Source organism: Rufibacter ruber (assembly GCF_014138425.1).
GTDB classification, from domain to species: Bacteria; Bacteroidota; Bacteroidia; order Cytophagales; family Hymenobacteraceae; genus Nibribacter; species Nibribacter ruber_C.
In genome coordinates, this window is sequence record NZ_JACJIQ010000001.1 from 318,376 (window position 1) to 343,610 (window position 25,235).

General features: G+C 47.7%; 22 protein-coding genes. 9 read left to right on the forward strand and 13 right to left on the reverse strand.

What is annotated here, in order from left to right; genetic code table 11:
• The first annotated feature begins 14 nt into the window (after window positions 1-14).
• The 6 genes from porQ to FHS90_RS01325 all read left to right on the forward strand — a co-directional run bounded on the left by porQ (window position 15) and on the right by FHS90_RS01325 (window position 5,831).
• Complete coding sequence (gene porQ, locus FHS90_RS01300; RefSeq protein WP_182511277.1) at window positions 15-1,070, forward strand: type IX secretion system protein PorQ; 1,056 nt, start codon at window positions 15-17, stop codon at window positions 1,068-1,070.
• A gap of 260 nt (window positions 1,071-1,330) precedes the next feature.
• Entirely contained in the window at window positions 1,331-2,731 is a 1,401-nt protein-coding gene (gene hslU, locus FHS90_RS01305; RefSeq protein WP_066830809.1) for an ATP-dependent protease ATPase subunit HslU, read from the forward strand.
• Between the two features lie 665 nt (window positions 2,732-3,396).
• A complete protein-coding gene (locus FHS90_RS01310; RefSeq protein WP_182511278.1) occupies window positions 3,397-3,549 on the forward strand; it encodes a hypothetical protein in 153 nt (50 codons plus the stop codon).
• The gene (locus tag FHS90_RS01315; protein ID WP_182511279.1) at window positions 3,546-3,977 is read left to right on the forward strand and encodes an LURP-one-related/scramblase family protein; all 432 of its coding nucleotides are present in this window, start codon (window positions 3,546-3,548) and stop codon (window positions 3,975-3,977) included. The genes FHS90_RS01310 and FHS90_RS01315 overlap by 4 nt, the downstream gene beginning before the upstream one ends.
• A 215-nt stretch (window positions 3,978-4,192) precedes the next feature.
• Entirely contained in the window at window positions 4,193-4,921 is a 729-nt protein-coding gene (locus tag FHS90_RS01320) for an SDR family NAD(P)-dependent oxidoreductase (RefSeq protein WP_066830805.1), read from the forward strand.
• A gap of 118 nt (window positions 4,922-5,039) precedes the next feature.
• Window positions 5,040-5,831, forward strand: coding sequence for a S1/P1 nuclease (locus FHS90_RS01325; RefSeq protein WP_066830990.1), 792 nt, complete (start codon window positions 5,040-5,042; stop codon window positions 5,829-5,831).
• A 98-nt stretch (window positions 5,832-5,929) separates the two neighbouring features.
• Here the strand turns inward: FHS90_RS01325 and FHS90_RS01330 are convergent, their stop codons facing one another.
• The gene (locus tag FHS90_RS01330) at window positions 5,930-6,925 is read right to left on the reverse strand and encodes a hypothetical protein (protein ID WP_182511280.1); all 996 of its coding nucleotides are present in this window, start codon (window positions 6,923-6,925) and stop codon (window positions 5,930-5,932) included.
• A gap of 1,017 nt (window positions 6,926-7,942) precedes the next feature.
• On the opposite strand from FHS90_RS01330, the gene FHS90_RS01335 reads away from it, so the two are divergent.
• From FHS90_RS01335 to FHS90_RS01345, 3 genes are read left to right on the forward strand one after another with little or no spacing between them, the layout of a single operon-like run.
• Window positions 7,943-11,185 carry a SusC/RagA family TonB-linked outer membrane protein gene (locus FHS90_RS01335; protein ID WP_182511281.1) on the forward strand — a complete coding sequence of 1,081 codons (3,243 nt, stop codon included), beginning with the start codon at window positions 7,943-7,945 and terminating at the stop codon, window positions 11,183-11,185.
• Window positions 11,186-11,211: 26 nt separating this feature from the next.
• Window positions 11,212-12,735 (forward strand): SusD/RagB family nutrient-binding outer membrane lipoprotein, encoded by a 1,524-nt coding sequence (locus FHS90_RS01340; RefSeq protein WP_182511282.1) that lies wholly within the window; start codon window positions 11,212-11,214, stop codon window positions 12,733-12,735.
• Window positions 12,736-12,749: 14 nt separating this feature from the next.
• Complete coding sequence (locus FHS90_RS01345; RefSeq protein ID WP_182511283.1) at window positions 12,750-13,667, forward strand: BT_3987 domain-containing protein; 918 nt, start codon at window positions 12,750-12,752, stop codon at window positions 13,665-13,667.
• A gap of 461 nt (window positions 13,668-14,128) precedes the next feature.
• On the opposite strand, the gene prfB is transcribed toward FHS90_RS01345, so the two are convergent.
• The 12 genes from prfB to bshA form a co-directional block, all read right to left on the reverse strand.
• Window positions 14,129-15,206, reverse strand: a protein-coding gene (gene prfB / locus FHS90_RS01350) for a peptide chain release factor 2 (RefSeq protein WP_182511284.1) whose coding sequence is annotated in 2 segments (ribosomal slippage) — window positions 14,129-15,145 and window positions 15,147-15,206 — 1,077 coding nt in all. Because the reading frame shifts where the segments join, the coding sequence is not laid out codon by codon here.
• Between the two features lie 227 nt (window positions 15,207-15,433).
• A complete protein-coding gene (locus tag FHS90_RS01355; protein WP_066830795.1) occupies window positions 15,434-16,504 on the reverse strand; it encodes a branched-chain amino acid aminotransferase in 1,071 nt (356 codons plus the stop codon).
• Window positions 16,505-16,564: 60 nt separating this feature from the next.
• The gene (locus tag FHS90_RS01360) at window positions 16,565-17,116 is read right to left on the reverse strand and encodes a cob(I)yrinic acid a,c-diamide adenosyltransferase (protein WP_182511285.1); all 552 of its coding nucleotides are present in this window, start codon (window positions 17,114-17,116) and stop codon (window positions 16,565-16,567) included.
• On the reverse strand, window positions 17,113-17,847 hold the full coding sequence (locus tag FHS90_RS01365) for an ABC transporter ATP-binding protein (RefSeq protein ID WP_066830986.1): 735 nt from the start codon (window positions 17,845-17,847) through the stop codon (window positions 17,113-17,115). Before FHS90_RS01365 ends, FHS90_RS01360 begins: the two co-directional genes overlap by 4 nt.
• Window positions 17,848-17,858: 11 nt before the next feature.
• Window positions 17,859-20,900, reverse strand: a complete 3,042-nt coding sequence (locus tag FHS90_RS01370) for a tetratricopeptide repeat protein (protein ID WP_182511286.1) — start codon at window positions 20,898-20,900, stop codon at window positions 17,859-17,861.
• A gap of 2 nt (window positions 20,901-20,902) precedes the next feature.
• The gene (gene gatC / locus FHS90_RS01375) at window positions 20,903-21,190 is read right to left on the reverse strand and encodes an Asp-tRNA(Asn)/Glu-tRNA(Gln) amidotransferase subunit GatC (RefSeq protein WP_066830789.1); all 288 of its coding nucleotides are present in this window, start codon (window positions 21,188-21,190) and stop codon (window positions 20,903-20,905) included.
• Complete coding sequence (locus FHS90_RS01380; protein WP_182511287.1) at window positions 21,132-21,935, reverse strand: lysophospholipid acyltransferase family protein; 804 nt, start codon at window positions 21,933-21,935, stop codon at window positions 21,132-21,134. Before FHS90_RS01380 ends, gatC begins: the two co-directional genes overlap by 59 nt.
• A 132-nt stretch (window positions 21,936-22,067) precedes the next feature.
• Window positions 22,068-22,637, reverse strand: a complete 570-nt coding sequence (locus FHS90_RS01385) for an NUDIX domain-containing protein (protein WP_182511288.1) — start codon at window positions 22,635-22,637, stop codon at window positions 22,068-22,070.
• 113 nt (window positions 22,638-22,750) lie between these two features.
• Window positions 22,751-23,122: a hypothetical protein gene (locus FHS90_RS01390; RefSeq protein WP_182511289.1), complete on the reverse strand. Its 372-nt coding sequence runs from the start codon at window positions 23,120-23,122 to the stop codon at window positions 22,751-22,753.
• Window positions 23,123-23,456: 334 nt separating this feature from the next.
• The gene (locus FHS90_RS01395; protein WP_066830784.1) at window positions 23,457-23,759 is read right to left on the reverse strand and encodes a type II toxin-antitoxin system RelE/ParE family toxin; all 303 of its coding nucleotides are present in this window, start codon (window positions 23,757-23,759) and stop codon (window positions 23,457-23,459) included.
• Window positions 23,743-23,961, reverse strand: a complete 219-nt coding sequence (locus FHS90_RS01400) for a hypothetical protein (RefSeq protein ID WP_182511290.1) — start codon at window positions 23,959-23,961, stop codon at window positions 23,743-23,745. The genes FHS90_RS01395 and FHS90_RS01400 overlap by 17 nt, the downstream gene beginning before the upstream one ends.
• Before the next feature lie 102 nt (window positions 23,962-24,063).
• Window positions 24,064-25,200, reverse strand: a complete 1,137-nt coding sequence (bshA, locus tag FHS90_RS01405) for an N-acetyl-alpha-D-glucosaminyl L-malate synthase BshA (RefSeq protein ID WP_182511291.1) — start codon at window positions 25,198-25,200, stop codon at window positions 24,064-24,066.
• Between the last annotated feature and the right edge of the window lie 35 nt (window positions 25,201-25,235).

The window sequence follows — 25,235 nt, forward strand, 5'->3', positions numbered from 1 at the left end:
CTTTTAGAAAAACAATGCAAAAACGCCTTTTCCTGCTGGGAGTCTTAGTACTGGTTGCCGCCCAGGTGGCTACTGCCCAGATGGGAGGGCGTTTTGCGTTCCGGTTTCTGGAGGTGCCCACCCATGCGCGGGTGGCAGCGTTGGGCGGCGTGAATGTCTCATCTGGTCTGGAAGAGGTGAACGCTGTAACGGCCAACCCGGCCTTGCTGCAAGGAAAGACTAACCACCAGCTGGGCTTCTCCTACCTCAATTACCTCTCAGATATAAGCCAGAACAACCTCCAGTATGCCTTTGAGAGCAAGCGGTGGGGGAGAAACGCCATTGGCGTGCAGTACCTGGACTACGGTGACTTTGTGCAGCGTGACGCCGCCGGGCAGGAGGAAGGAAGCTTTACCGTACGTGATTACGCGGTGTCTTTTTCCCACGCGGCTACCATTGAGCATTTTACCTTGGGCGCCACGGCCAAAGTAGCGGTTTCCAGCATAGCTGGAGACCAGGCGGTGGCCACACTGGTAGACATTGGCGGTACCTTCAACCACCCGGAGCAGGACTTTGTGGTGGGGCTGGCCGTAAAGAACCTGGGCCTCATGCTAAACACCTATGGCACCGGTGAGCGCGACGCCATGCCCCTAGACATACAACTGGGTGCCAGCTACAAGCCAGAGCACGCCCCCTTCCGGCTTTCTGTGACGGCCCACCAGCTGAACCGCTGGGACGTGGTGTACCTGGACCCCAACAAGAAAGGCACCATCAACGAGAACGGAGAGGAAGTGAAAGAGGAGAAGTCTTTTGGAGACCAGCTGGCGCGGCATTTTGTGACCGGGGCCGAGTTTATCCTGGGGCCGGGCTTTCAGCTGCGGGCGGGCTACAACCATCTGCGGCGGCAGGAGCTGGTGGTAGAGAACGTGGGCGGCATGGCCGGGTTTTCCTTTGGGGCCTCCATTAAAATTTACGCCTTCCGGTTTGATTACACGTATGCCAAGATGCATGTAGCCGGTGCGGCCAATTACCTTACCCTCACCACAGACCTCAACCGCTTTCTCAAGAAGGCCACGTTGCAGGATCTATAAAGCTGGGGGTGAGAACGTTGTGGGGTAGATACCCTCCTATTCCTGTTTTTGGCCTGTTTTCTGAAAAATAGGCCAAAAACGCGAAAGCCATAAATAGCGTTAGCCGTTGTTGGTATTTACCCCTAACAAGGGTTGTTTTATAGCCTAACCGGCTGTACCTGTACTGTAAAAGAAAAGAGAATAGACAGTTTCACGTAAACGGGCAGTGGGAGATGTACTCACTCATTTGCACCGTCATGACACCACACATAGTAAACCGCATGTTAGATTCAAGCAAGTATTTAACCCCCGCTCAGATTGTAGCCGAACTTGACAAATACATTATTGGCCAGCATGATGCCAAACGCAACGTGGCCATTGCCTTGCGTAACCGCTGGCGCCGCATGCACGCCGCCCCTGAGATGCAGAAAGAAATTGTACCCAACAATATTTTAATGATTGGGGCCACCGGCGTGGGAAAAACTGAGATTGCCCGCCGTCTGGCCAGCATTGCTGATGCACCCTTCACCAAAGTGGAAGCCTCCAAGTTTACCGAAGTGGGCTACGTGGGCCGGGATGTGGAGAGCATGGTGCGGGACCTGGTGGAGCAGGCCGTGAACATGGTCAAGACCAGGAAAAAGGAGGAGGTAAAGCAGCAGGCCGCCCTACTGGTGGAAGAAGTGATCCTGGATGCCCTCATTCCGCCCATTAACCAGCCCGGCAACCGCTCAGGCGACAGTTTTGGGCTTTCGTCTTCCTCTGAGATGCCAGAGAGTGATCTGGAGCTGAACGAGCGCACGCGCGAGCGGTTCCGGGAGAAGATCAGAAACGGGGAGCTGGAAGACCGCAAGATAGACATCAAGGTGTCCCAAAGCCCTTCTTCGGGCGTGGGCGTGGTGGGCCCGGGCATGGATGAGATGTCTATGATGAACATTCAGGAGATGATTGGCAACATGCTGCCCAAGAAGACCAAGAAGCGCAAAGTGACCATTGCCGAGGCGCGTAAAATCCTGTTGGAAGAGGAAGCCGCCAAGCTCATTGACATGGACGAAGTGAAAGACGAAGCCATTGCCAAAGCCGAAAACGCCGGGGTCATCTTCATTGACGAGATTGACAAAGTGGCCAGCGCCAGCGGCAAAGGCAGCGGCGGCCCAGACGTGAGCCGCGAGGGCGTGCAGCGCGACCTGCTCCCCATTGTGGAAGGCAGCACCGTGAACACCAAGTACGGCGTCATCAAGACTGACCATATCCTGTTCATCGCCGCCGGCGCGTTTCACGTGGCCAAGCCGTCTGATCTGATTCCGGAGTTGCAGGGGCGTTTCCCCATCAGGGTGGAATTGCAGAGCCTGAGCAAAGACGATTTCTACCAGATTCTCAAGTACCCCAAAAACGCGCTCACCAAGCAGTATGAAGAGTTGCTTCGCGCCGAGGACGTGGAGCTGAGTTTTTCAGACGAAGCCCTGCACAAGCTGGCCGAGATTTCGTTTGAGGTGAACGCCGAAGTGGAGAACATTGGGGCCCGCCGCCTGCACACCGTCATGAGCCGCCTGCTCAATGATATTCTGTTTGAGGTGCCAGACACCATTCCGGTAAACGCCAAGCTCATGATTACCCCAGAAATGGTAGAAGAACGTCTTAGAGACATGGTGAAGAACCGTGACCTGAGCCAATACATTCTTTAATTGGGAATTGAGAATCAGGAATCAAGAATTAGACATTATGAATTCCTGATTCTCAATTCCCAATTGTCATTCTGGAAGAATCTTGTGGGCCAACCTCTTCCTTTCTGTCATCCTGAAAGGAACCTGTGGGCAAACTAGACAAGCGAGTGCAATGACCCTTTGGTCTAACTTCTTTTTCTATAAAAGAGATAGAAGAGAAGCCGTTTCCTTTACTTTTAGGGAGCGGCTTCTTCCGTTTTGGGCCTGTTTTTGTGAAAACAGGTCAGAAACGGTCTTGGTGAAGAGGATTGAAACTGAATGCGAAGCAAGTTCCATATCACAGATGCTGCGCATCTCATAGGTACCAGTAACCCACCCCTGCCCCTCCAAGGAGGGGAACACCTTTATGTGTATCTTTCAGCTTTGCTGTTCAAAATTTTAACTATTCGGGATTTGTAATCCCGAATTTTGGTAACTGCGGATTTGCAATCCGCGGCGCGTGGAAGTCAAATAATTTGGGTCGGGGATTGCAAATCCCCGGAGTACTTGCTTCCGGATTGCAAATCTGGAAGAGCCGGCTTGAGAGAAGTTGGGGTGGAAGATATTTCCGCCGCAGGCGAAGAAGCTTTTCTGTTTTCGGGCTGTTTTCAGGAAATTAGCGTAGAAACAGCCAATAAGCCGCCTCCATGGTCATAGACATCAACCAGCAAAAACTGTCGGTACGGGACAAGTACAGGATCTACCTGAACGGGCAGGAAGCGTACTACGCCACCAGCAGCCTGTTTAAGTGGATGGCCGAGCTGCAGGTGTTCAAGGTGGGTGTGATTTTCCGGCGGTGACCATACGGCAGCAGTGGGCGTGGGGCAAGGCCAGCTACGGCCTTAAATTTGAGGGCGGCACCGAGGCCGCATTTACCACCGTCTCGTTCTGGAAGAACCATTACCAGTGCTACGTGGGGGGCAGCCGGTATGAGGTTTTCGGGCACCGTGGCCGCAAATATTCGGTGTACAAAGACGGGCGGCAGCTAGCGTGGTGGGACAAGGCGGCGGTTTCCTGGTTCAACGGTGACAATTACCATCTGCTGGCAGATGACCGCGCAGACCATGAGTTGCTCCTGGCGTTCTGTCTCATTCTGGACCACCACACCAGCAACCGGAAAGGAGACAGCGGCATCACCCTTGACTTGGGGAATTTAGGCCCGCAGGCCAAAGCGTTTGACCCGGCCTGGCGGCCGAAGGAAGATTGGAAAGGAGAGGGGCAAGGCTAAGGGCGTGAAGCCATAGAGATATTTTTCCGTAGAAGTTATTGGTCAGCAGACCGTGATACTGCTGCCTACGTGAGGTGAAATTTGCGTTTCCGGCCTATTTTGGCCAAAACAGCCTGAAAACAGAAACAGTGTATTTGACAGGAAGTTTTCAAGAAAGGTCATAAGAACCACCGGGCTGAGGTAAATTCTTAATTCCTAATTCCTAATAGATTGAAATGAACTACTACATTATTACCGGTACCAGCCGGGGCGTGGGTAAAGCCCTGGCAGAGTCTCTGCTGGAGCAGGAGACCAACTTTGTGATAGGGGTTTCACGCAACTGCACCCTCACGCACCCGCGTTACCGGCACCAGCCCCTTGATTTTTCAGACATTGCCGGGGTGGAGCATAATCTGCACAAGGTGTTTCTTCCGTTTGAAGACGCCCAGCGGCTGGTGCTGGTGAACAACGCCGGGGTGGTAGGGGAGATTGGGTACATGGGGCAAAGCCAGAACGAGCACTTTGAATTCGTCTTTGACGTGAACGTGATTGTACCGGCCATGTTCATGAACCTGTTCCTGCAGAGTTACCAACACAAGACCAACTGCGAAAAGATGATCCTGAACATCAGCTCCGGAGCCGGTAAAAGCCCCAAAGACGGTTGGGCGGCCTACTGCGCCTCAAAGGCCGCGCTGGACATGCTCTCCCAAACCGCGCAGGTAGAGCAGGAGAAGCTAGGCACCGGCGTACGCATTTACTCGGTGGCCCCGGGCGTAATAGACACAGACATGCAGGAGCAGATCAGAGGGGCGCACCCAGGCCAGTTCAGCAGCCTGCAGTACTTTAAAGACCTGAAGGCAAACGGGCAGCTGGCCTCTCCAGAGGCGGCGGCGGCCAAGCTGGTGCAGTTAATGGAGAACCCGGCGTTGGCGAAGGGGGTGGTCTGTTCGGTTCGGGATTTCTAATTCTGTTTTGGCCTGTTTTCCTAAAAACAGGCCGAAAACAGAATTCGGCGTGTAAAGTTTAGGGGTTTTGCTACTTTTGTGCATCGGCGGCCGCCGAAATACTTCTACCAACGCATTCATGAAAGTTCTTCAGCGAGTTCTCCTGCTTTGTTTGTTTGTCTACCTCCCGCTGCAGTCTATGGCGTGGGGAATGCTGGGCCACCGTATTGTGGGCGAAATAGCTGAGAGGCACCTGTCTAACAGGGCGAAGAAGAACATACGCAAGGTCTTAGGCCCTGAATCTGTGGCCATGGTCAGCAACTGGCCTGATTTTGTGAAGTCTGACCCCGCCTTTGACTACCTGGACACGTGGCATTACATCAACCTGAAGGAAGGCCTCACCCAGGCCGAGGTGGAGACAATTTTAAAGCAGGACACCGCCGTTGATGCCTACACCAGAATCAATTTCCTGATAGCTGAACTGAAGAAGAAGGAGCTGGAGCCGGTTAAGAAAGCGCAATACCTCAAGATATTGATCCACTTGGTGGGGGATGTGCACCAACCCATGCACGTGGGCCGGCCAGAAGACCTGGGCGGAAACCGTATTAGGGTGGAGTGGTTCAACCAACCCACCAACCTGCACCGTCTCTGGGACAGCCAATTGATAGAATACCAGCAGCTGAGCTATACAGAATACGCCACCGCGCTCAACTGTGTCTCTAAAGAACAGAGCAAGATCTGGAAGAACCAGCCCATGACCCAGTGGTTCTTTGAGTCTTACCAGATTGCTGACCAGCTCTACAAAGGCGTGAAGCCGCAGGAAAAGCTCAGCTATACGTACAACTTTCATTACATAGCCACCCTGAATGCGCAACTGCTGAAAGGCGGGGTGCGGCTGGCGGGGGTGCTGGAAGAAATATTTGGTAGCTAACAATCTAAAACTCTTCCTGTTTTTAAGCTACTTTTTGTAAAACAGGCATAAACCAGCGGGGCACTCCTATATAATATAGGAGTGCCCTGTTGGTGTTTTTAAAGGGAAGGTTTCCTGAGTCCTAAACTTGCAAGTTCCTCCTCAATTTTCTGGTTCCATCTGGTTTGAGCCGTTGCGTTGAGGCCATGGTTGGTTTCTGTGTCGTATTTTTTTTGCAAGGCGTCTAATTCCCAGAGTTCCTCCAGGTATTGGTATTTGATCATGCTGTCATAGTCGGCCAGGGTCAGCTTGGCTTTTCTGATGCGCTGCTTGTAATGCTCTGTCACCAGTTTTACCAGATCAAAATGCCGCTGCTCGTGGTTCAGGCCATAGGCGTTTCTGGCGTCTGCCCTTGACCGGGACAGGCTTCTGACCATATACGTCTTGATCTGGATGTCTACGTATATGGTGCCATTCTTGACCACTGCGTGGATATCATTAGAAATGAAGGGGAAAATGGAAGCGGCAAAACCTCCCCTTGGCGACCCGCCCTTGAAGTCGCTCCACTGCAACGGGCGGTTCACATCATAAAAGAGAGTGTCTTCTTCTGTGTTGCGGGTATAGTCTGAAAAAGTGACTTTTAAATTTCTGGCTAACTTCTCGTTGTGCGGCGCCTCCTGGTTGACCCACAAATCCAGATACCGCAGAGATTCTGATAGAACTTTCCGGAGGGTGGGCTCCACTACCCCCAGCTGAGCTGCGGGTCTGCTGTAGCGGGCGCCGCTTTTATACTCAAACAGGTGGAGCATCTGCCCCTCGCGCTGTACCTCAAATGATGCGGAAATACTCACCCTACCGTCAATTTTCCCGTTTGCGCCTGGTGTTTCTGTTACCTGGTACTCTTTCAGCCGCATCTGGATTGGGCGCAGACTGGGGTTGCGGGGCAAACTTTCTGCTATATACGCTTTCACCGCCGCCAGGCCCCCTCCCTGCAGGTCTATCCCCTGGGGCGTAGTTGACTTAGTGTTTCCTGTAATCAATAATGCCACCGCTTTTGTTGTTGATCGTTCGTCCAGCACTTCTGCCAGGTAAAATTCTTTAGGCGTGAAAGGCAAGGGCTCTGCTTTTAACTGGATGGGGTCAATAGGACTGACTGGTTGGAACCCTGTTGTCAGCAAGAAGAGAAAGGGCAGGACAGCTGCCAACAAAACATGCTGAAGAAGAGAAGTAGCTTTCTTCCGCTTCGTCTTCTTGTTGAAGGCAAGTGTGTTCTGCCGTTGTACGTATGGGGGCATTGTGGTACTGAACTTGATGTCTGGAGTCTGGGGAGAATAGCTTCCTTCCTGGTGACATTAACACTATTTGCCTGCAGCTTGTTCCAATATTTAAATCTGGGGCAAGATTATTGGAAAATAGAACTGAGAAATTTATTTAATAGAATCATGGAGTACTTTATTGATCCTTGTAAGTGTTTGATAATTTGGTTCTTGTGTTTGGAATTAATTGAAAGATAAATAGTGAATTATAATAAAATATACCCTTGCGTAATTATTAATTAAATGAGTAAATTAATTCTATATCAATTAAGTGTATGATATTATGTAAACTACTAATTCTGTAAAGTAGGATAAGGTTATATTAAGGTATAATTCTTTAGCAAGAATTTTCATCCCCTAAATGCATTGAATACTGGTGATATGAAAGTGTTTTTATTTTAGTAAAGCTTGTATGCCTAGAGGTGGAAAATAAGCGTCTCCGTTATTAGATGTGAGGTTTTTTAAGTAGAAGATAGAGCATAAAGAATGTATGCTTTCATGAATTTGATTTGCAAAACAATTGCCTGGGTGGCCGCACAGGCTCCTCCTTAGACTCTCAAGTCAACTATTTGAGCAATTGTAACCGTCACAATTGTTGAATAATCCTACCCAGTACCATAAAGAAAGTAATTCTTAAAACATGATCCGTCTCTTTGAAAGCTACCTGTTAACTAGGGTGCTATTTTAAATATACAGTTTTTTATATGTTTTTATCATAGACAGGTAGAGGTAATCTTTAAAACCTTTTCAGAATTTGAATATGGTGGTATATTCAAATAATTGCCAAAACGAGGCTATAGGCGTGCTTGAATTATATTGTATGATGTTTTATTTTTATTTCTTGTTAAAGTTCCCTATCATTGGAATCATTTTCATCCAAACAAACCATTAAACAAAATCAACATGAAGAAAATCTTACTCTTAAGTCTTTTCTTGTTGTCTGTGCTTCTGAATGAAGCCATGGCACAAGGCAAGACGATCACGGGGCGAGTGACTGATGCGTCTACCGGCGAAGGAATGCCTGGCGTGACAGTACAATTAAAAGGAACTAGTACAGCGTCTCCTACAGATGTGAACGGAGGGTATTCCATCACTGTTCCTTCTGCTGGCGGTACTTTGGTGTTTTCCTTTATTGGGTATAACACTCAAGAGATTGCCATTGGCAACCAAACTACTGTCAATGTTCGTCTGGCTGTAGATGCCCGTCAATTAAATGAGGTGGTTGTTACTGCCTTGGGTATTGAGAGACAGAAAAAGGAAGTAGGGTATGCTGCCACTACTGTGACTGACAAGGTAGTTACTAGAGCTGCACCAGTGAACATTGCAAATGGACTACAAGGTAAGGTTTCAGGTTTGAACATTACTACTACTAACAGTGGTGTTTTTGAAAACGTGAGAATCAACCTTCGCGGTATCCGTTCTTTGACTGGTAACAACAATCCGCTATTGTTATTGGACGGTGTTCCATCTGATATCAACTACTTATCTTCTATCAACCCAAATGACATTGACAATGTAACAGTATTGAAAGGTTCTGCAGGTGCAGCACTTTATGGTCCAGATGCAAGAAATGGTGTTATTGTTGTCACTACAAAGAAAGGGTCATTAGATGAAAAACCAGTAGTAACAGTAAGTCATTCAACTCAATTTCAGCAAATATCTTTTTTTCCTAAGTTTCAGGAAAAATTTGGTAGTGGGGGAAGTGGCCAATATATTCCCTATGAGAACTGGTCTTGGGGACCGGCCTTTGACGGTTCAGAGGTACTTTTAGGTGATCCACTTGAAAATGGCAATGAGCAACGTGTCACGTATAGTGCCAGAAATGATAGGAAAGAGTTTTTTGATACTGGCGTTACTTTGCAGAATAACGTTTCTTTAGCACTTAAAGACTTTTATATCAGCTTGCAAGATGCTTCAGTTAAAGGTATTGTGCCTGATGACAAAAATCGTAGAACTAGTTTGAGATTAAACACTGCCAAGGAATATGGTAGAATCAAAGTTGGGTTAAATACTAACTATATTCAACAAAATTATAATGTGTTTGATGATGCTCAAATGTCTGATTGGAATACATCAAACAACGTTGGTTTGAATCAAGGTTTGATGAACCTTATCTTCAATACTCCAGCGCATGTGCCGTTATTGAATTATAAGAATTTTGAGACAGATGAGTTCTCAACTTATAACAATTACTTCAACCACTACGGTTTGAATCCTTATTTTGCACTTGATAACTGGAGAAGAGATGGTAGAAGAGAAGACTTCATCTCTAACCTAGATTTAAATTTGAAAGTGACTGAGTGGTTGTCTTTAAATTATAGAGCTGCAATTACTTCACAGAATACAACTGAGAGAAGAACTTCTAAAGGAGAAACTCCAAATGCATTTGGCATTCCTAGAGGTGTTAAGCCAATCCCAGGCACTGTTGAAGAAAGAAATTTCCGGAATACCCGTCTATCATCAGAAGCTTTTGCCAACTTTAATAGAACATTTGCTGAAGATTTCAGGCTAAATGTAATTGTAGGTACTTATGTGCGTCAAGACGATGCTCGTGATACCAGAGTAGGAGCTACTAGCTTGGTAGTTCCAGAACTTTTCAACCTTGATAACCGAGTAGGACAGTTGACTGGGGGGTCCCCAATGCGGAGAACCAGATTGTTCTCTTATTATGGAAGTGCAAGCTTGAGTTATAAGGGCTGGGCAAATGTAGAGGTAACTGGCCGTAATGATGAGATCTCAACGCTTGCTATTGGAAATAACTCATACTTCTACCCAGGTGTGAGTGGTTCATTAGTTTTAACTGATGCCATCAGCGTACTGCAAAACAATAATCTGCTCTCATACTTAAAATTGAGAGCAGGTTGGAATAAAACAGCTAATGCAGATATTGCTCCTTATCAGTTAGCTGCTACCTTCTCTCAGTCAAGTGGATTCCCTTATGGTACTTTGCCAGGGTTTACAGCTAATAATACGACATATGATCCAAATTTGAAACCAGAATCAATTGAAAGCCGCGAGGTTGGGGTTGAAACTGGTTTTTTAAGAGGAAGAATTAACTTAGAAGCTACCTATTACAACCAGAAAATGGAAGACCAAATCATTCCTGTACAGGTTTCTGGTGCTACTGGATATACTTCTGCATATGTGAATGCTGCTTCCTTTATTAATAAAGGGGTAGAACTAGATCTGCGCTTAACACCTTTAGTAAATGTAGGTGGTGTTGATATTGAATTTAGAGCAAATGCTACTTACAATGATACTGAGATCACTAAAGTGTTTGAAGGCCTTGATGAGATTGCAATTGGTGGATATACTAACGCTTCAAATTATGCTGTGAAAGGGTATCCTGCCTTTATCATCAAAGCTTCTGACTACAATAGAGATCCTCAAGGTAGAGTAATTGTTGATGCCGTAACAGGTCTACCTACACAAAACACTACTATCCAAAACTTTGGCCGTACTGCCCCAAAATGGATTGTAGGATTGAACCCATCCGCTAGCTGGAAAGGCTTGAATCTTTCTGCTTTATTTGAATATAAAACCGGCCATTATACATATAATGATATTGGGCAGGCTATGGCATGGACTGGCGTTTCTGAAGCTACTGCTGCCAATAACCGTGAGAGATTTGTATTCCCTAATTCTGTTATCATGGGTGCTGATGGAACTTATACTCCTAACACAAATGTTACTATTAACAATGTAGAAAACTTCTATGTTGGGGTATATAGAACGGTTGCCTCTAACTTCATCACAAGTGCAGCTTCATGGAGATTCCGTGAATTGTCCTTAAGTTATGATTTACCTGCTGGATTGCTTGGTAGACAAAAAATAATCAAAAGTGCAACAGTAGCAGTAGTTGGTAGAAACCTGTACTTATGGTTACCGGAGTCTAACGTTTATACTGACCCTGACTTTGTTTACACTGCAGGTGGTAATAATGGTTTTTCAAACAGCGGTACTACTGGTGTGACCTCTGGTAATACAGCGGGTATCACTAACTCTAGCATTAATCCTCCAGTTCGCAACTTTGGTGGAACAATCACTCTAACTTTTTAAGGAGTAATAAATTTAACTTGATTCAAATGAAAAAAGTAATATATAGCGTTTTCACGCTCCTAGTGCTTAGTGCAGCTGGGTGTAGTGATGATTTCTTTGATATTAATAAAAACCCCAACTCGCCTACAACTGAATCTGTTTCTCCGCAATTGATTTTGCCAAGAGTACAACATGCAGTTGGAGCTAGAATGGCTGTTTCTTATGATTTTGCGGCCCATTGGATGGGTTACTGGGCTCGGTCAGGTACATATGGACCTAGTCAAGAGAGAGAGTCTTACAACATTACCAACACATTTGAGCAGGATGAGTGGAATACCTGGTATGACATCTTAACTGATGTGGATATCATGGAGAAGAAAGCTGTTGCCGAAGAACAAAATTTTTACGTGGCAATTGCTAAAACTCTAAAGTCAATTGGTTTTATGTATATAGTGGATCAATATGGGAACGCTCCTTATACTAAAGCCTTTGATGTAACGGGTAACATACTCCCAGCTTATGATAAAGGGGAAGATATTTACAAGGATCTTTTGTTGCAATTAGATGAAGCAGCCAGATTAATGGCTGGTGCTGCCATTACAACAGATATGAGAAATGTAGATATCATGTTTGGCTCTACCAGAGGGTATAGTGTTGATAATCAGAAGTTAATGTGGCGTAAGCTTATTAACTCTCAGCGTTTAAAACTATTGATCCGTCAGTCAGAAGTATTTGGAGGTACAGCGCCAGCTGCAGAAATTGCTAAAATAACAGCAGACGGTAGTGGTTTCTTAGGTGCTGGTCAAACTGCAGATGTTCAACCAGGTTACGCAGTGGTTGATGGTCAGCAGAATCCTTTTTGGAATGCTTATGAAGTGACCGCTTTGGGTGCTAGAGATGATTACAACCGTGCTAATAATTATGTTTTGGATAAACTGATGAATAACAATGACATCCGTTACCAATATTATTTTAGCAAAGTACAGACCAAAACAACTGCACAACCCAATGATTATTATGGGTACAACTTTGGTGAAATAATACCAAACAATGCTCCTAATGCAGCTAACTCCTCTGATGTATCCGGTCCAGGTTTGGCAAAATCTGCTACTCAACCACAATGGATATTTACCTCAGTTGAAAGTATGTTCTTACAAGCAGAAGCTATTCAGAGAGGATGGTTACCTGGTGATGCCAAAGCTGCGTATGAAAACGCAGTGCGTGAATCCTTCACCTGGCTTGGCGTAAGTAATGCTACTGCAACTGCTAATACTTACTTAGGTGAAAATATAGCTAACTGGGATGCTCCTATAAATGCGAACAAAATTAACCTGATAGTTATGCAGAAGTATCTAGCATTGGTAGGTATTAACAACTTTGAAGCTTGGGTAGACTATAGAAGAGTGGGAGTACCTACTGACCTTCCTCTTTCCCTTGCTCCTGGTAGAGGTACTAATGGCATCCCAACTCGGTTGTTGTATCCACAGTCTGAATATAATTACAATTCAGCTAACGTGGCATCACAGGGTTCCATCAATTCGCAGACATCAAAAGTCTTCTGGGATAAATAATTTTAAAAACGGATATGAAAAGATTTCTTAAATTTTATACCCTTGCCTTATTGGCTGTTGGGTTCAGTTCTTGTCTTTCTGACGAGAATATTGAAGATCAGGAATACGGAATGATTAATCTGGAGGCAAATAGAATTATTGAAATACCTTCAGCAACTGCTACAACCGCCTTACCTCTTGAAGATAAGAATGTAACAATTAATCTGGTTCATGTTCACCTGGCGGCAAATCAAACTGCTCAGGAGGATATTCAGGTTACGCTAGTTCCTGCTCCTGAAAAAGTTACCGCGGCATCTACCACTACTGCTCCTTTAACTTTATTTCCCAGTAATTTGTACACATTACCACAGGGTAATGTTGTAACAATTCCAAAGGGTAGCAGGGATGGTTATTTACCGATAGTAGTAAATGCCAAAAATTTGGATCCAGCTAAAACATATGCATTAGCTTATACAATTGGTAATATTGATAAATCTGGTTATATAGTTAGCGGTAATTATGGCCAGATTCTTGCTAAAGTTGGAGTAAAAAACCAATGGGATGGGGTTTATTCTAGTGTTGCCGGTTACGTTCAGCGTTATTCAGCTCCTGGAGTTCCTACAGTTGGCGATGCTTTGAATGGGAGTATGGCCGGAAATTCAGACGTTACCTTAACCACCATTGATGCTAATACAGTAGAAATTACAGGACTGAAATGGTATGGAAATACTTCAAATATTGCAGGTATTGATAACTTACGTGCTACTATAAACCCAGCAACGAATGAGGTTACTATGACAGCTTTAGGTAATGCATCACTTAGGAATATAGCTTCTGCCGTTAATAAATATGACCCTGCTACTAAGACTTTTACTTTAAACTTTGAATGGAACCCAACTTCTAACAAGCGGGAAATTACCGGATTAGTTTTAACGTATAAAAGATCCAGATAATCAACTCTTTTAGCTTAAATTAAAAAAGCGGCCACTTATAGTAATATATGTGGCCGCGCCTTTTATTAAGATTGTAATCTTTAGTAGTTTAGGTGCATCATAATCTGACTGCTTTACAAAAAACAAAGGGGCTGCAAATGCAGCCCCTTTGTTTTTTGTAAAGCAGAATTTTCTCAAAATAAATCCTTTGATTTTACTAATGAGTAGCCTTCTAAATGTAAAAATAAAAGACTTAAAATCAAGGATTATATATAGATAAACATTTTTATTTTTGAACGATAAAAATGTTTATATTAATACGTTGATTTTTAAGTTAAAAAGGCTGTAGGGTGCGTGTATTCAAAAAATTAATCTATACTGGAGCAGTATGGTAGCTAATATTGGATAGATTTCTAACCTTTATTTCCCAAAGCTTGGCTAAAACAGAGAATGCCTCCACTGTTTTACCCTCACCAATACAATTAACTCTGCATCAAATACGCCTTAATATACTCATCCAAATCCCCATCTAACACATTCTGCACATCACTTCGCTCCACCCCGGTTCTAATATCTTTCACCAGTTTGTACGGGTGCAGTACGTAGTTCCTGATCTGGGAACCAAAGTCGATACGTTTTTTGGTGCTTTCCAGCTTATCCCGTTCCTCATTCCGCTTGTTGATTTCAATCTGGTAGAGTTGGGATTTCAGCATTCTGATGGCGTGCTCTTTGTTCATGAGCTGAGAGCGTTCAATCTGGCAGGCAATGACAATGCCAGAGGGCTTATGTTTCAGGCGTACCGCTGTTTCCACCTTGTTCACATTCTGCCCACCGGCACCTCCTGACCGGAACGTGTCCCATTCAATATCTGCCGGGTTTACCTGAATATCAATGGTATCATCTACAATAGGGTAGGCGAAGACAGAGGCAAAAGAAGTGTGGCGGCGGCCGCCGGAATCAAACGGGGAAATACGTACCAGGCGGTGAACCCCAATCTCTGCTTTTAAGTAGCCGTAGGCAAAGTCCCCTTCAAACTGGAGCGTGGCAGACTTGATTCCAGCACCATCACCGGGCTGAAAATCTACCTGTTTAACCGTGTAGCCTTTGCGTTCTCCCCACATGAGGTACATGCGGTAGAGCATTTCTGCCCAATCCTGGCTCTCAGTACCGCCGGCTCCGGAGTTTACTTCCAACATGGCGCCTAACTGGTCTTCCTCATTGCTGAGCATCCGTTTGAACTCAAGCCCTTCCACTACCTTCTCGGTTTGTTTGAATTCAGAATTCATGTCTTCTTCAGACACGTCACCCTCTTTGTAGAAATCAAACAACACCTCCAGGTCTTCTACGGCTTTGGCCGTAGCTTCAAAATCATCTGTCCAGGTTTTCAGGCTTTTTGTTTCCTTCAGGAGTGACTCTGCTTTTTTAGGATCATCCCAAAAATCAGGGGCAAGAGATTTTTCTTCTAACGCGGTTACCTGTTCTTTCTTGGCATCATAGTCAAAGATACCTCCTCAAAGCCTCAACGCGGCCTTTCAACTCTTTAATCTGTTCTTGAGTCATGGTTTATAATCTAGTAATTTTTAACTGGGTGCAAGTATGTACAGGAGCACAAAAAAGTAACCGTTCAGTTCATGAACCGGGTTTCTGTTTTTGGCCTGTTTTTTGAAAAACAGGCCAAAAACAGAAATCACCTGGCTACGCTTTTTTATGATGTCTCCCCTGAAACAAAAATAGGAAGTAGGAGCCAGATCAGCCCGCTACTTCCTAAGGATATAGTGAAAGAATACTTATTGAACGGGAACTACCCAGCCATGAGGGTCTGGGGCCATTCCATACCTAATGGCATCCAGCTCTTGGGCAACACGGTTGGAAAATTTTCTATCTGCTACCGGTGGCAACATCATTTCCTGGTCTTGGTAGGTGATAGACTTGATATGCGCAATGGTGGCGGCAGTACCGGTACCAAACGCATCTTCCAGTTTGCCGGCGGCGTAGGCATCTACAATTTCCTGAATTGGAATTCTGCGCTCCTCTACCTTCATGCCCCAGTCGCGGGCCAACTGTAGTACGCTATCACGGGTTACCCCTGCCAGAATAGAAGTACTCAAGGCGGGGGTAACCAAGGTGCCATCTATCACAAACATAACGTTCATGGTGCCTGACTCCTCAATGAAATTGTGTTCGCGGCCATCTGTCCAGATGATTTGATGGTACCCTTCCTGGTGGGCCAGCTTTGCCGGGAGCAGAGAGCCGCCGTAGTTCCCGGCTGCTTTGGCAAAACCAAATCCGCCTTCAACGGCTCTGGTGTAATGTTCCTCAATTTTAACCCGTACCGGCTCTGCATAATAACTGCTGGCGGGGCTGCAGAAAATGATGAATTTGTATTCCTCAGCAGGACGAACGCCCAACAATCCCTCTGACCCGAACATCACTGGCCGGATGTACAGAGAGTAACCCGGGCGCTGGGGAACCCAGTCCGCATCTAAAGCAACCAACTGCTTTAAACCCTCCATGAAAAGGTCTTCTGGGATCTCAGGCATGCACAGGCGTTTGGCCGATTCATTCAACCGGGCCCAGTTAGCTTGCGGGCGGAAAAGCACGACTTCACCTTCTTTGGTTTTATAGGCTTTCATGCCTTCAAAAAGCGCTTGGCCGTAGTGAATGGCCGCCATGGCCGGACTTACTTCAATAGGGCCATAAGGCAAGATGTGAGGCTCTTGCCAGGCACCGTTTTTATAATCAATGACCAGCATGTGGTCTGCAAAAACTTTTCCGAACTGGAGGTTCTCTAAATCTAGGTTAGCCAGTTGGCTGGCGGTGGTAACAGTAGTATGAATTGGCATCGCTTCTGTTTGCATAGGTATGGTGTAAATGGTAATAGTGTACGTAAAATATGGCTGGAAAGAATAAAAAAAGCCTCACATACGAGGCTTCCAAGTTATTTCTTTTACTCCTAATTCAAAACTTATTGCCCTACTTAAGACAAATAAGAAATCTGAAAGACGGTTTAAGTACTTCACTACCAGGTCATCTACATGAGATTCCTCCTGAAGGGCAATAGCCAGGCGCTCTGCCCGGCGGCAGACGCTGCGGGCCACGTGACAGAAAGAGACAGCCTGGTGACCACCCGGTAAGATGAAGTTGCGTAATGCCGGAAGGTGCTGGTCCAGCAGATCCATTTGCTCTTCCAGTAGCTGTATATCCGTTTCATGGAGGTCTGGGGTCTGCATCTTCACGTTTTTAACAGGATCTGTGGCCAAGGTAGCGCCAATAGTAAAGAGCCTGTCTTGAATCTCTGAAAACAGCTCCTGCCGTTTCTGGTTTACCTCCTGGTCGCGCACCACGCCAATAAAAGAGTTGAGCTCATCTACAGTACCGTAGGCCTCAATGCGCAGGTGCGATTTCTTTACGCGGGTACCGCCAATGAGCGATGTTTCTCCTTTGTCTCCGGTCTTGGTATAAATCTTCATGAGGGGGAAGTATGGGCGGCCGCCTGCTGGGCAGGAACCGTCACGTTCTGGTTCATTTCATCGGTTTCTACCAGCCCGTCCCGCAGGCGCACAATACGGTGGGCGTAATGGGCAATGTCGTCTTCGTGCGTAACCATGATAATGGTATTGCCTTTGGCGTGCAGGTTCTCAAACAGCTCCATGATTTCATAAGAAGTCTTGGTGTCCAGGTTCCCGGTAGGCTCATCTGCCAGAATAATGCTGGGATCATTGACAAGGGCGCGGGCAATGGCTACCCGTTGGCGCTGACCACCAGACAACTCATTGGGTTTATGATGGGCTCTGCTGCCAAGGCCAACGCTGGTCAGCGCAGCCATGGCGCGTTCTTCCCTTTCGGCTTTGCCGTAACCGGCATAGATCAGGGGCAGCGCCACATTGTCTAGGGAAGAGGAGCGGGGAAGCAGGTTGAACGTCTGAAACACAAACCCAATCTCTTTGTTGCGCACGGTGGCCAGCTCGTTGTCTACCATATTGCTGACATCATTCCCGTTCAGGATATACCGGCCGGAGGTGGGCGTGTCCAGGCAGCCTACAATATTCATGAGCGTAGACTTTCCAGAACCGGACGGGCCCATGAAGGCCACGTATTCCCCTTTTTTAATTTCAATGGAAATAGAACGGAGCGCGTGGATCTGTTCTGTTCCCATCTGGTACATCTTAGAGATTTCCTCGGTTTTAATGATGGTGCTCATAAGGCCGTTGTTTATTGCCATTCCTGCTGCAGTGAATCACTGGCCTGCAGTTTGGCATCTATTTCTTTTCTAAAGCGAAGGTAATCAGCGGGCAGTAACAAAGGCTCCAGTTGCTCGAGTCCCTGCAGGCCATACTCCCGTAACCCCTGGTCTAATGCCAACCGCACATAGGCTTTTCTCAAAGCGATGGAGGACGGGTTAAAGGTAATACCTTCCAGCAGTAAGTCATAGGCTTTCAGAGGCTGCTTTTGGCGGACCAGGATATCGGCGGCAGCCAAATAACCTGCTTCATACCACGGTGCCTGCCGTACCAGCTGTTCAAAGAGATTAGTCGCTTCTTTGGTCTGTTTATTACGCTGAGCCAGCTTTGCCTGATAATAAAGCTTGACACCTATGTCTTGGGGGGTAAAATAAAGGGAAGGCAGCTGGGTTTTCAGCTCCTGCCACTGCTCTGCCTGCCACCATAGTGCCGCCTGCAAGGCGTTGGCTTTTGACTTTAGATAATTTTTGGGAAAAGAAGTCGGAAAATGGGCCTGTAACAGGTTTTGGGCAGTGGTGAGGTTTTTTTCCTGCAGATACCTTTCAATTAAGGGCAAGGCAGCTGCCGGGGCCAGCGCTGGAGTGGTAATGGTAGTGGCCACCTGCTCCACCTGGTCCAGGGGCAACTTCTGGGCTTTAAGCTGCAGAAACTGGACTTTCAGGGAATCTGGGGCTGTGGCTGCCTGGCTAGGCGTCAACTGCGTGGCAATGGCCAGTTGGGTGGCGGCGCGCTGTTGCCACGCCTCCGGCAGGGTAGTGGTTTGCAGCGCCAGTTGAGCGGCCTCACTTTCTTGCCCAGCCAAGGCCAAGGCCACCGCTTCATGTAGCTGCGCATCACGGTACCCAGCCTGCCGGGCCTTCCCAAAATAGGCAGCAGCAGAAGGATACAGCTGTACCTGCAGCATCCATTGCCCCAAAATGTCATTGTAGTGGCCAGCCGTTGCTGTATTGTTAGCGGCCAATTGCTCCAGGGTCGCTTTTGCCTGAGCGGGGTAACCGGCCCGTTGCTGTAGAACAGCCTTCAGGAGGGTAAGGTCATCAGTAAACCCAAGGTTTGCCTCTTGTCTCAGGAGCCGGTCTACTTGTGCAATGCCCGCCTTGGGCTCGCCTTTAGATGTAGGAAGCAGGTGTTGGAGGTAGAAATACGCAAAAGATGCGGAAGACAGGATGCTGTCCTGTAATGGAGCCGTTGTCTGTACAGGTGTTTTTCCACCAATAAGAAAACCTATGGCTAATTTGTTTGTCAGTAGGGGCAGGTGGCGGTCATGGTCATACGTCTGGGAGAATTCTACCGCCTGCTGCTTAAAGCCATGTTTGAAGAGAAATGCCAGCTGATTTGCCTGTACCACTTCCGGCTCATGGCTGTGAGCCAGCGCCTTGTCTAAATAAAAAGCCGCAGAGTCTGTGAAGGTAGTGGTGCCATACAGCAAGCCCAGGTTGTTCAGAAGCGGCGCGTATTCAGGAAACTGGCGTACACCCGTCTGGAGGATCTTGAGATGGTCAAACAAATCTGACGGGTCTGTATAGAGATTGGCTAATTGTAAGAATCCCTGCGGAGAGGGTTTTCTGGAGAGAAGGTCCTGTAGGCGGTTCATCTCTAAGGTGCGCATGCCCGCCGCGTGGTAAATGTCTGCCAGAGACGCAAGAGCTCTGGTATTGCTCCTGGAGCGGTGACTGGCCTCGCTGTAAAACTGCTCTGCCAGCAGCGGACTTTCTTCTGTCTGCTGATACAGATCCCCCAGATAGGTGTAGTACGCTGACTGGGTCTGGTAAAAAACAGCATAGTTGTTTCTGATGACCATGATCACCAGCAACACCGCCCCCATGAGGTAGACTACAAAGAAGGACAACCGCTTTGGGTCATACACCACCCGGTACACCCGCAGCTTTTCTTTTAGCAGCGGCCAGAAATTAGCCAGAACGTACAGCAAAAATGAAATACCAAAAGCCAAGTGTGTAAGAATGATAGCACCGCGGTAGGCTTGTACCATGGTATCATTGGCCATTAAGCAAGCGTACCCCAGGTTCAGGAAAGACAGCAGGGCTAATACCAGGTACAGAGGCGCTGCCTCGGTTTTAAACTGGAGAAAACGGGCATATTGCACCTCCCGTTGTCGCAGGCCCCAGAACCCTACTGCAGTAGAAAAAAGGAAGAGCAGCAAGGCATCAAACCCCAAGTAATCTATCTCCAGGATTCCGGCCTGCCGGAGGTACAACAGGAGCAGGTTGCCCAGGTAAAGTACACTGATCAGGAGAAACTGTGGGAGCCCGAAGCGCCTTTGCGGCTGTTGGGCATGGGTATTGAACCAGAGAAGGCCGTGCAGGTTTTCATACGCCACTAACAGCATCAGCAGCACCGCGGCCACAAAACTGCCTAACGTGCTGTAATTGACAATATGCAGGGCTGTCAGGGCACCAGAAAGGGGGGAGGCAAAGAAAACGGCTCCGCCGAAGAGGAGGGTAAGCGCTGTGAACACCACAAAACGCAACAGAAAAGAGCCTGAGCGCCAGAAAGCATGAAAAAGATAGCTGGTCACCCCAAACAGGCCTAACCCAATAAGTAAAAGCGTTCGGCTGGTGCCCGGGAAAATCCCCAACAGGTCCAGGTTGAACGTGGAGAGCCAGAGCATGCCCAGCGTAGCCGCCACGTAATATGCCATACGGGTTAAGGTGCTGGCCACTGTCCAGAAGAAGACCAGTGCTACCGCCAGACCCGCCAAATGCACCCAAACCGCCCACTGGGGGAGATGCATGGGGCCAATAGCATATTGTTCCGAGACCAGATAGGCATTGACCTCTACCCGCATGGGAGTGAGCAATGGAGCCGACGGAAAAAGGTGCGCCTCAGCCGGGAACAGCTCCGTTTCCTTTTCTAACGGATAAACAAGTTTTTCGCCTTTGAAATAACCGTACACCCCTAAACCAATCACGGCCACTACAAGGGCCGTGAGGAAAAGGTAGAGAAAACGCCGGCTTGGCTCCAGGGCCTGCCAATATGGGAAAGGCTTCATCAAGGCTACTCCAGAACCTTAGGAACCCTGAAATAATCTGAATCTTTGCGCGGCGCCAGGCGCAGGGCATCTTCGTGCTTCACGGTGTTCTGGGCCACGTCTTCGCGCATCACATTCAGTTCTTCTGAAATATGAATGAGCGGAGCCACGTGCTGGGTGTCCAGTTCGCGCAGCTTGTCTACCCAGTTCAAGATGTTGTTCAGGTCCTGAAGCATTTCCTGTTCCTTGGTCTGGTCAAACTCTAGCCGGGCTAAGTGCGCTAACTGGCGCAGGGTTTCTATGTTGGTACTCATGGGTATGGTGGGCGTCTAATTCAGCTTGTATAATGTCAAAGGTCTTCTGTTTGAGGGCTTCTAAATCCTCTAACGTCATGCCTTGGGTAGAAATTGGCGGGTGAATGGTCATTTCCAGCGGGTGGTACCTAATGACCAGTTTGCCTTTCACGTCGGGCAAGAACAGGTGGTTGTAGGGCATGGTGATGGGCACCAGCGGCACCTGCTTCTCAATGGCCAGCTTGAACGGACCGTCTTTGAACGGCAGCATGGTACGGCCCGCCTCCGGCGAAATCTTGCCCTCGGGGAAAATCACCACGCTGCGCCCCGCCTCAATGCTCTGCTTGCTGGAAACGTAGGCTTTGGCGCGGCTCACGGGGCTGTCCCGGTCAACGGCAATGTAGAGCGCCTGGTAAATCTTGCCCCACAGCGGCACCTTGGTCAAAGACTTTTTCCCCACAAAATTCAGGAAACCGGGCATGACCGCAATGATCAACGGAATGTCAATGTACGAGCTGTGGTTAGGCGCGAACACGTACAGCTGCTTGGGGTCAATGTGCTCGCGGCCGCGTATGGTGATGGGCATGAGGTACATGCGCAGCTGCAGCTTAGACCAGATGCGGTTAATGGTGTGCGCGTGCTTGAGACGGCTGGGTTTGGCAATAAACAGCCTGAACAGCGGGTACGTCACAATGAACGGAAGTACAAACCAGGTGGTACACCACACTGAATACACCTTTCTACCGATGGCCTTGAGCGCTTTCATCTTTCCAAAATTACGAATTAAAAGGAAATGCACCACGTTTCTGGCCGGTGCCACCTGTTTTTGGCCTGTTTTCAGAAAAACAGGCTCAAAACGGCAACGCCAGCTACCAAAAGTTAGTGCAATAATAAGCGCTTATTTTGGGCGGCGGGTCAATAAAATCTTTTCGGCCTTCAAGAGACCGGCTACACTGATGGCATCGGTAATCTCGTCGTTCATGGCCATTTTCACGGCTTCGGGGAACGGGAGTTTCCAGATTTTGATGTCTTCGGTTTCCTCCATCTCAGTCTCGCCGTGGGTCAGTTCCTCGGCCAGAAAGATAAATCCTTCTTCGTCTGTGACGGAATTGGACGTGTGGATTCTGGCAATTTTCGTCCACTCGGCGGCGGTGAGGCCGGTTTCCTCCTTCAGTTCCCGCTTCGCGGATTCCAGCACGTCCAGCTCCACCGGACCGCCGCCCATGGGAATCTCCCACGAGTATTCATTCAACGGATAACGGTACTGGCCCACCAACCACGTATTGCCCTCCTCGTCAATGGGAATGATGCCAATAGCCTTGTTTTTCATCGACACCACGCCGTAAATGCCGTTGCCACCGCCGGGGTTAATGACCTGGTCTTCGCGCACGCTAATCCAGGGGTTGCTGTACACGGGTTTTGACTCAAGGGTAGTCCACGGGTTATCTAGAGAATGTTCTGGTTTCACGAGGTTACTATGCTAATTTTTGAAGGTGCTGATGTGCTAATTTAAAAGGAGAATTCCGTTTTCGGGCTGTTTTTCTGAAAACAGCCCGAAAACGGAAGGTTCAAGTGCCGTAATCACGCGACAGTTGCCTGGTTCTTTTTCAGCACGCGGTAGAAGTAGAAGGCACACATAAAGAAGGAAGCCATGATTACAAACCGGTACAGCACGTAGCCATTGGGTTGGAGAAACTCATTTCCCACCAGAAAGGCCGCCAGCAGGAACAGCAGCAGAAAGGTGAGCCGGTCCAGCCGGTTTTTGAGGTTGATGAGAATGAGGAAGAACCCAAACACGAAGTTGATGAGCACCGCCGTCAGGTAAAACACCACCAGGTACATGGCCGCCGTTTTCAGGTCCCCACTTTCCTTGTACCACCCGAAGCCCAGCACTACCAATAGCTGTACCACGCAGATAAGGCCCACAAACGTGCTGATTTTGAAGTTGCGCATAGGAAGAAGTAAAGTGGGCGTTGTTTTTAGTGATTTGGTACGAAGAAGGAGAGGATTGGGTAGAGAGCGGGTTTTCTAATTCATTAACTCTCTACCATTCATTACTATTCTTCCTTGACCGGCTCTTTGCTCTCAAGTTCTTCTACCTCCTCCACTCTTTGTCATTCTGGAAGAATCTTAGGGAACAGGTGGCAAACGGCAGTGGCGGGGGAGAAGTGCTTTTCTAGTTCGCCCACTGTTCCCTAAGTTCCTTTCAGGAGGACAGATGGGAGAAGTGGAATTTGCGTTTTTGGCCTATTTTCGCCACAACAGGCTAAAAACGGAAATATTTTGATTACCCTTTCAAAGAGGCCGGATTCTGCCGGTTGTCAAAGATAGTGTAGACTCTGATAAGCCGATGTTGAAAATCTATCCTATAAATAACTGAATGATGTTTGCCTAAAACTGCGCGCCGAAGTCCGCCCCTAGTGGGGGCATAGAGTTCTGGGAAAAGCACCACTATTTGCTCAAATTCCTTTAACCGTTTTACAAATTTTTTGACTTCTTTTTCTGTCCACTCCGCGCGCAGATAGGCGATAATCTTTTGAAACTTCGCTTTCGACTCTTGTGACCAGCGAATGTCAAACGTTGTCTTCATAATCCGCCCAAAACTCTCTGCTTGTTAACACTTTTCCTTGTGCCTGGTCATTTATACCGCGGTTTAAAGATTCCTGCTCGGCAGGCGTTAATTTTTCTAGCCAATCGCTGGAGGCAATATTAGAGTCTTTAATAGACTTGAGGATTTGTAGAAGGGCGCTATCATTGGTTTTAGTGACCCATTCTATGAGTTCGTACTTCAATGTCTGTATATTCATAACTCCCATTGCAAAAATTCTAACTAAAGATACGAATTTCTTCCGTTTCTGGCCTGTTTTGGCCAAAACAAGCCAGAAACAGAAAAACTACACCGCCGCTTTTACCGCATCAATGGCTTGCTGGTACACCGCCTCATACATAGGCACAATGTTGTTTATCTCAAACTCCTTGGCGCGGGCCAGTGCGGCGGCTTTGAATTTTGGCAGTTGGTCGTCTTGCAGGAGGAAGAGCGTGTTTTTGACCATGTCTTTCACATCGCCCACGTTGCTCACGAAGCCGGTCACGCCGTGAATGTTGAGCTCGGGCAGACCTCCGGCGTTAGACGAAATCACGGGCACCTCGCAGGCCATTGCCTCCAGCGCCGCCAACCCGAAGCTTTCTTTTTCAGAGGGCATCAAAAAGACATCGGCTACGGAGAGGAGTTCTTCTACCGCTTCCAGCTTGCCCAGGAAGCGCACGTCCTGGCAGATATTGAGCTTGCGGCAGAGGTTTTCCATTTTGGGGCGTTCGGGGCCATCGCCTACTAATAATAATTTTGAAGGCACTTGCTCGCGCACTTTGTAGAAAATCTTAATCACGTCGCCAATGCGTTTGACGCCCCTGAAGTTGGAAGTATGCACCAATAACTTCTCACCGAACGGCGCGATGGCGGCCTTGAAATGGTCTTTGCGCTGCTTCTGGAACCGCTCCAGGTTGATGAAGTTGGGAATCACCACAATGTCTTTCTCAATCTGGAAATGCTCATACGTCTCCTTGCGCAGGTCCTCAGACACCGAGGTAACCGCGTCTGACTGGTTGATGCTGAACGTGACTACCGGCTCATACGACGCATCTTTGCCCACCAGCGTAATATCGGTGCCGTGCAACGTGGTAATCACCGGAATCTGAATGCCCTTGGTCAAGAGAATCTGCTTGGCCATAAACGCCGCCGAGGCATGCGGAATGGCGTAGTGCACGTGCAGCACGTCCAGCTTCTCAAACTGCACAATGTCTACCATCTTGCTGGCCAGCGCCAACTCATACGGTGCGTACTGAAACAGCGGGTAATTGGGGATGTTGACCTCGTGGTAAAACAGGTTCTCGTTGAAATAGTCCAGCCGGGCAGGTTGGCTATAGGTGATGAAATGCACTTTGTGTCCTTTCTCGGCCAAGGCTTTCCCCAGTTCGGTGGCCACAACTCCGCTTCCCCCAAAGGTGGGGTAGCACACAATTCCTATCTTCATGATACTTTCAGTATATCAAAATCAATAAACAATCA

What these genes read in the sequence shown, in the direction of transcription:
- porQ (WP_182511277.1), top strand. Translation starts at nt 15, where the DNA reads ATGCAAAAACGCCTTTTCCTGCTGGGAGTCTTAGTACTGGTTGCCGCC.
- hslU (WP_066830809.1), top strand. Translation starts at nt 1,331, where the DNA reads ATGTTAGATTCAAGCAAGTATTTAACCCCCGCTCAGATTGTAGCCGAA.
- FHS90_RS01310 (WP_182511278.1), top strand. Translation starts at nt 3,397, where the DNA reads ATGGTCATAGACATCAACCAGCAAAAACTGTCGGTACGGGACAAGTAC.
- FHS90_RS01320 (WP_066830805.1), top strand. Translation starts at nt 4,193, where the DNA reads ATGAACTACTACATTATTACCGGTACCAGCCGGGGCGTGGGTAAAGCC.
- FHS90_RS01325 (WP_066830990.1), top strand. Translation starts at nt 5,040, where the DNA reads ATGAAAGTTCTTCAGCGAGTTCTCCTGCTTTGTTTGTTTGTCTACCTC.
- FHS90_RS01340 (WP_182511282.1), top strand. Translation starts at nt 11,212, where the DNA reads ATGAAAAAAGTAATATATAGCGTTTTCACGCTCCTAGTGCTTAGTGCA.
- FHS90_RS01345 (WP_182511283.1), top strand. Translation starts at nt 12,750, where the DNA reads ATGAAAAGATTTCTTAAATTTTATACCCTTGCCTTATTGGCTGTTGGG.
- FHS90_RS01355 (WP_066830795.1), bottom strand. Translation starts at nt 16,504, where the DNA reads ATGCAAACAGAAGCGATGCCAATTCATACTACTGTTACCACCGCCAGC.
- FHS90_RS01360 (WP_182511285.1), bottom strand. Translation starts at nt 17,116, where the DNA reads ATGAAGATTTATACCAAGACCGGAGACAAAGGAGAAACATCGCTCATT.
- FHS90_RS01365 (WP_066830986.1), bottom strand. Translation starts at nt 17,847, where the DNA reads ATGAGCACCATCATTAAAACCGAGGAAATCTCTAAGATGTACCAGATG.
- gatC (WP_066830789.1), bottom strand. Translation starts at nt 21,190, where the DNA reads ATGAGTACCAACATAGAAACCCTGCGCCAGTTAGCGCACTTAGCCCGG.
- FHS90_RS01380 (WP_182511287.1), bottom strand. Translation starts at nt 21,935, where the DNA reads ATGAAAGCGCTCAAGGCCATCGGTAGAAAGGTGTATTCAGTGTGGTGT.
- FHS90_RS01390 (WP_182511289.1), bottom strand. Translation starts at nt 23,122, where the DNA reads ATGCGCAACTTCAAAATCAGCACGTTTGTGGGCCTTATCTGCGTGGTA.
- FHS90_RS01395 (WP_066830784.1), bottom strand. Translation starts at nt 23,759, where the DNA reads ATGAAGACAACGTTTGACATTCGCTGGTCACAAGAGTCGAAAGCGAAG.
- bshA (WP_182511291.1), bottom strand. Translation starts at nt 25,200, where the DNA reads ATGAAGATAGGAATTGTGTGCTACCCCACCTTTGGGGGAAGCGGAGTT.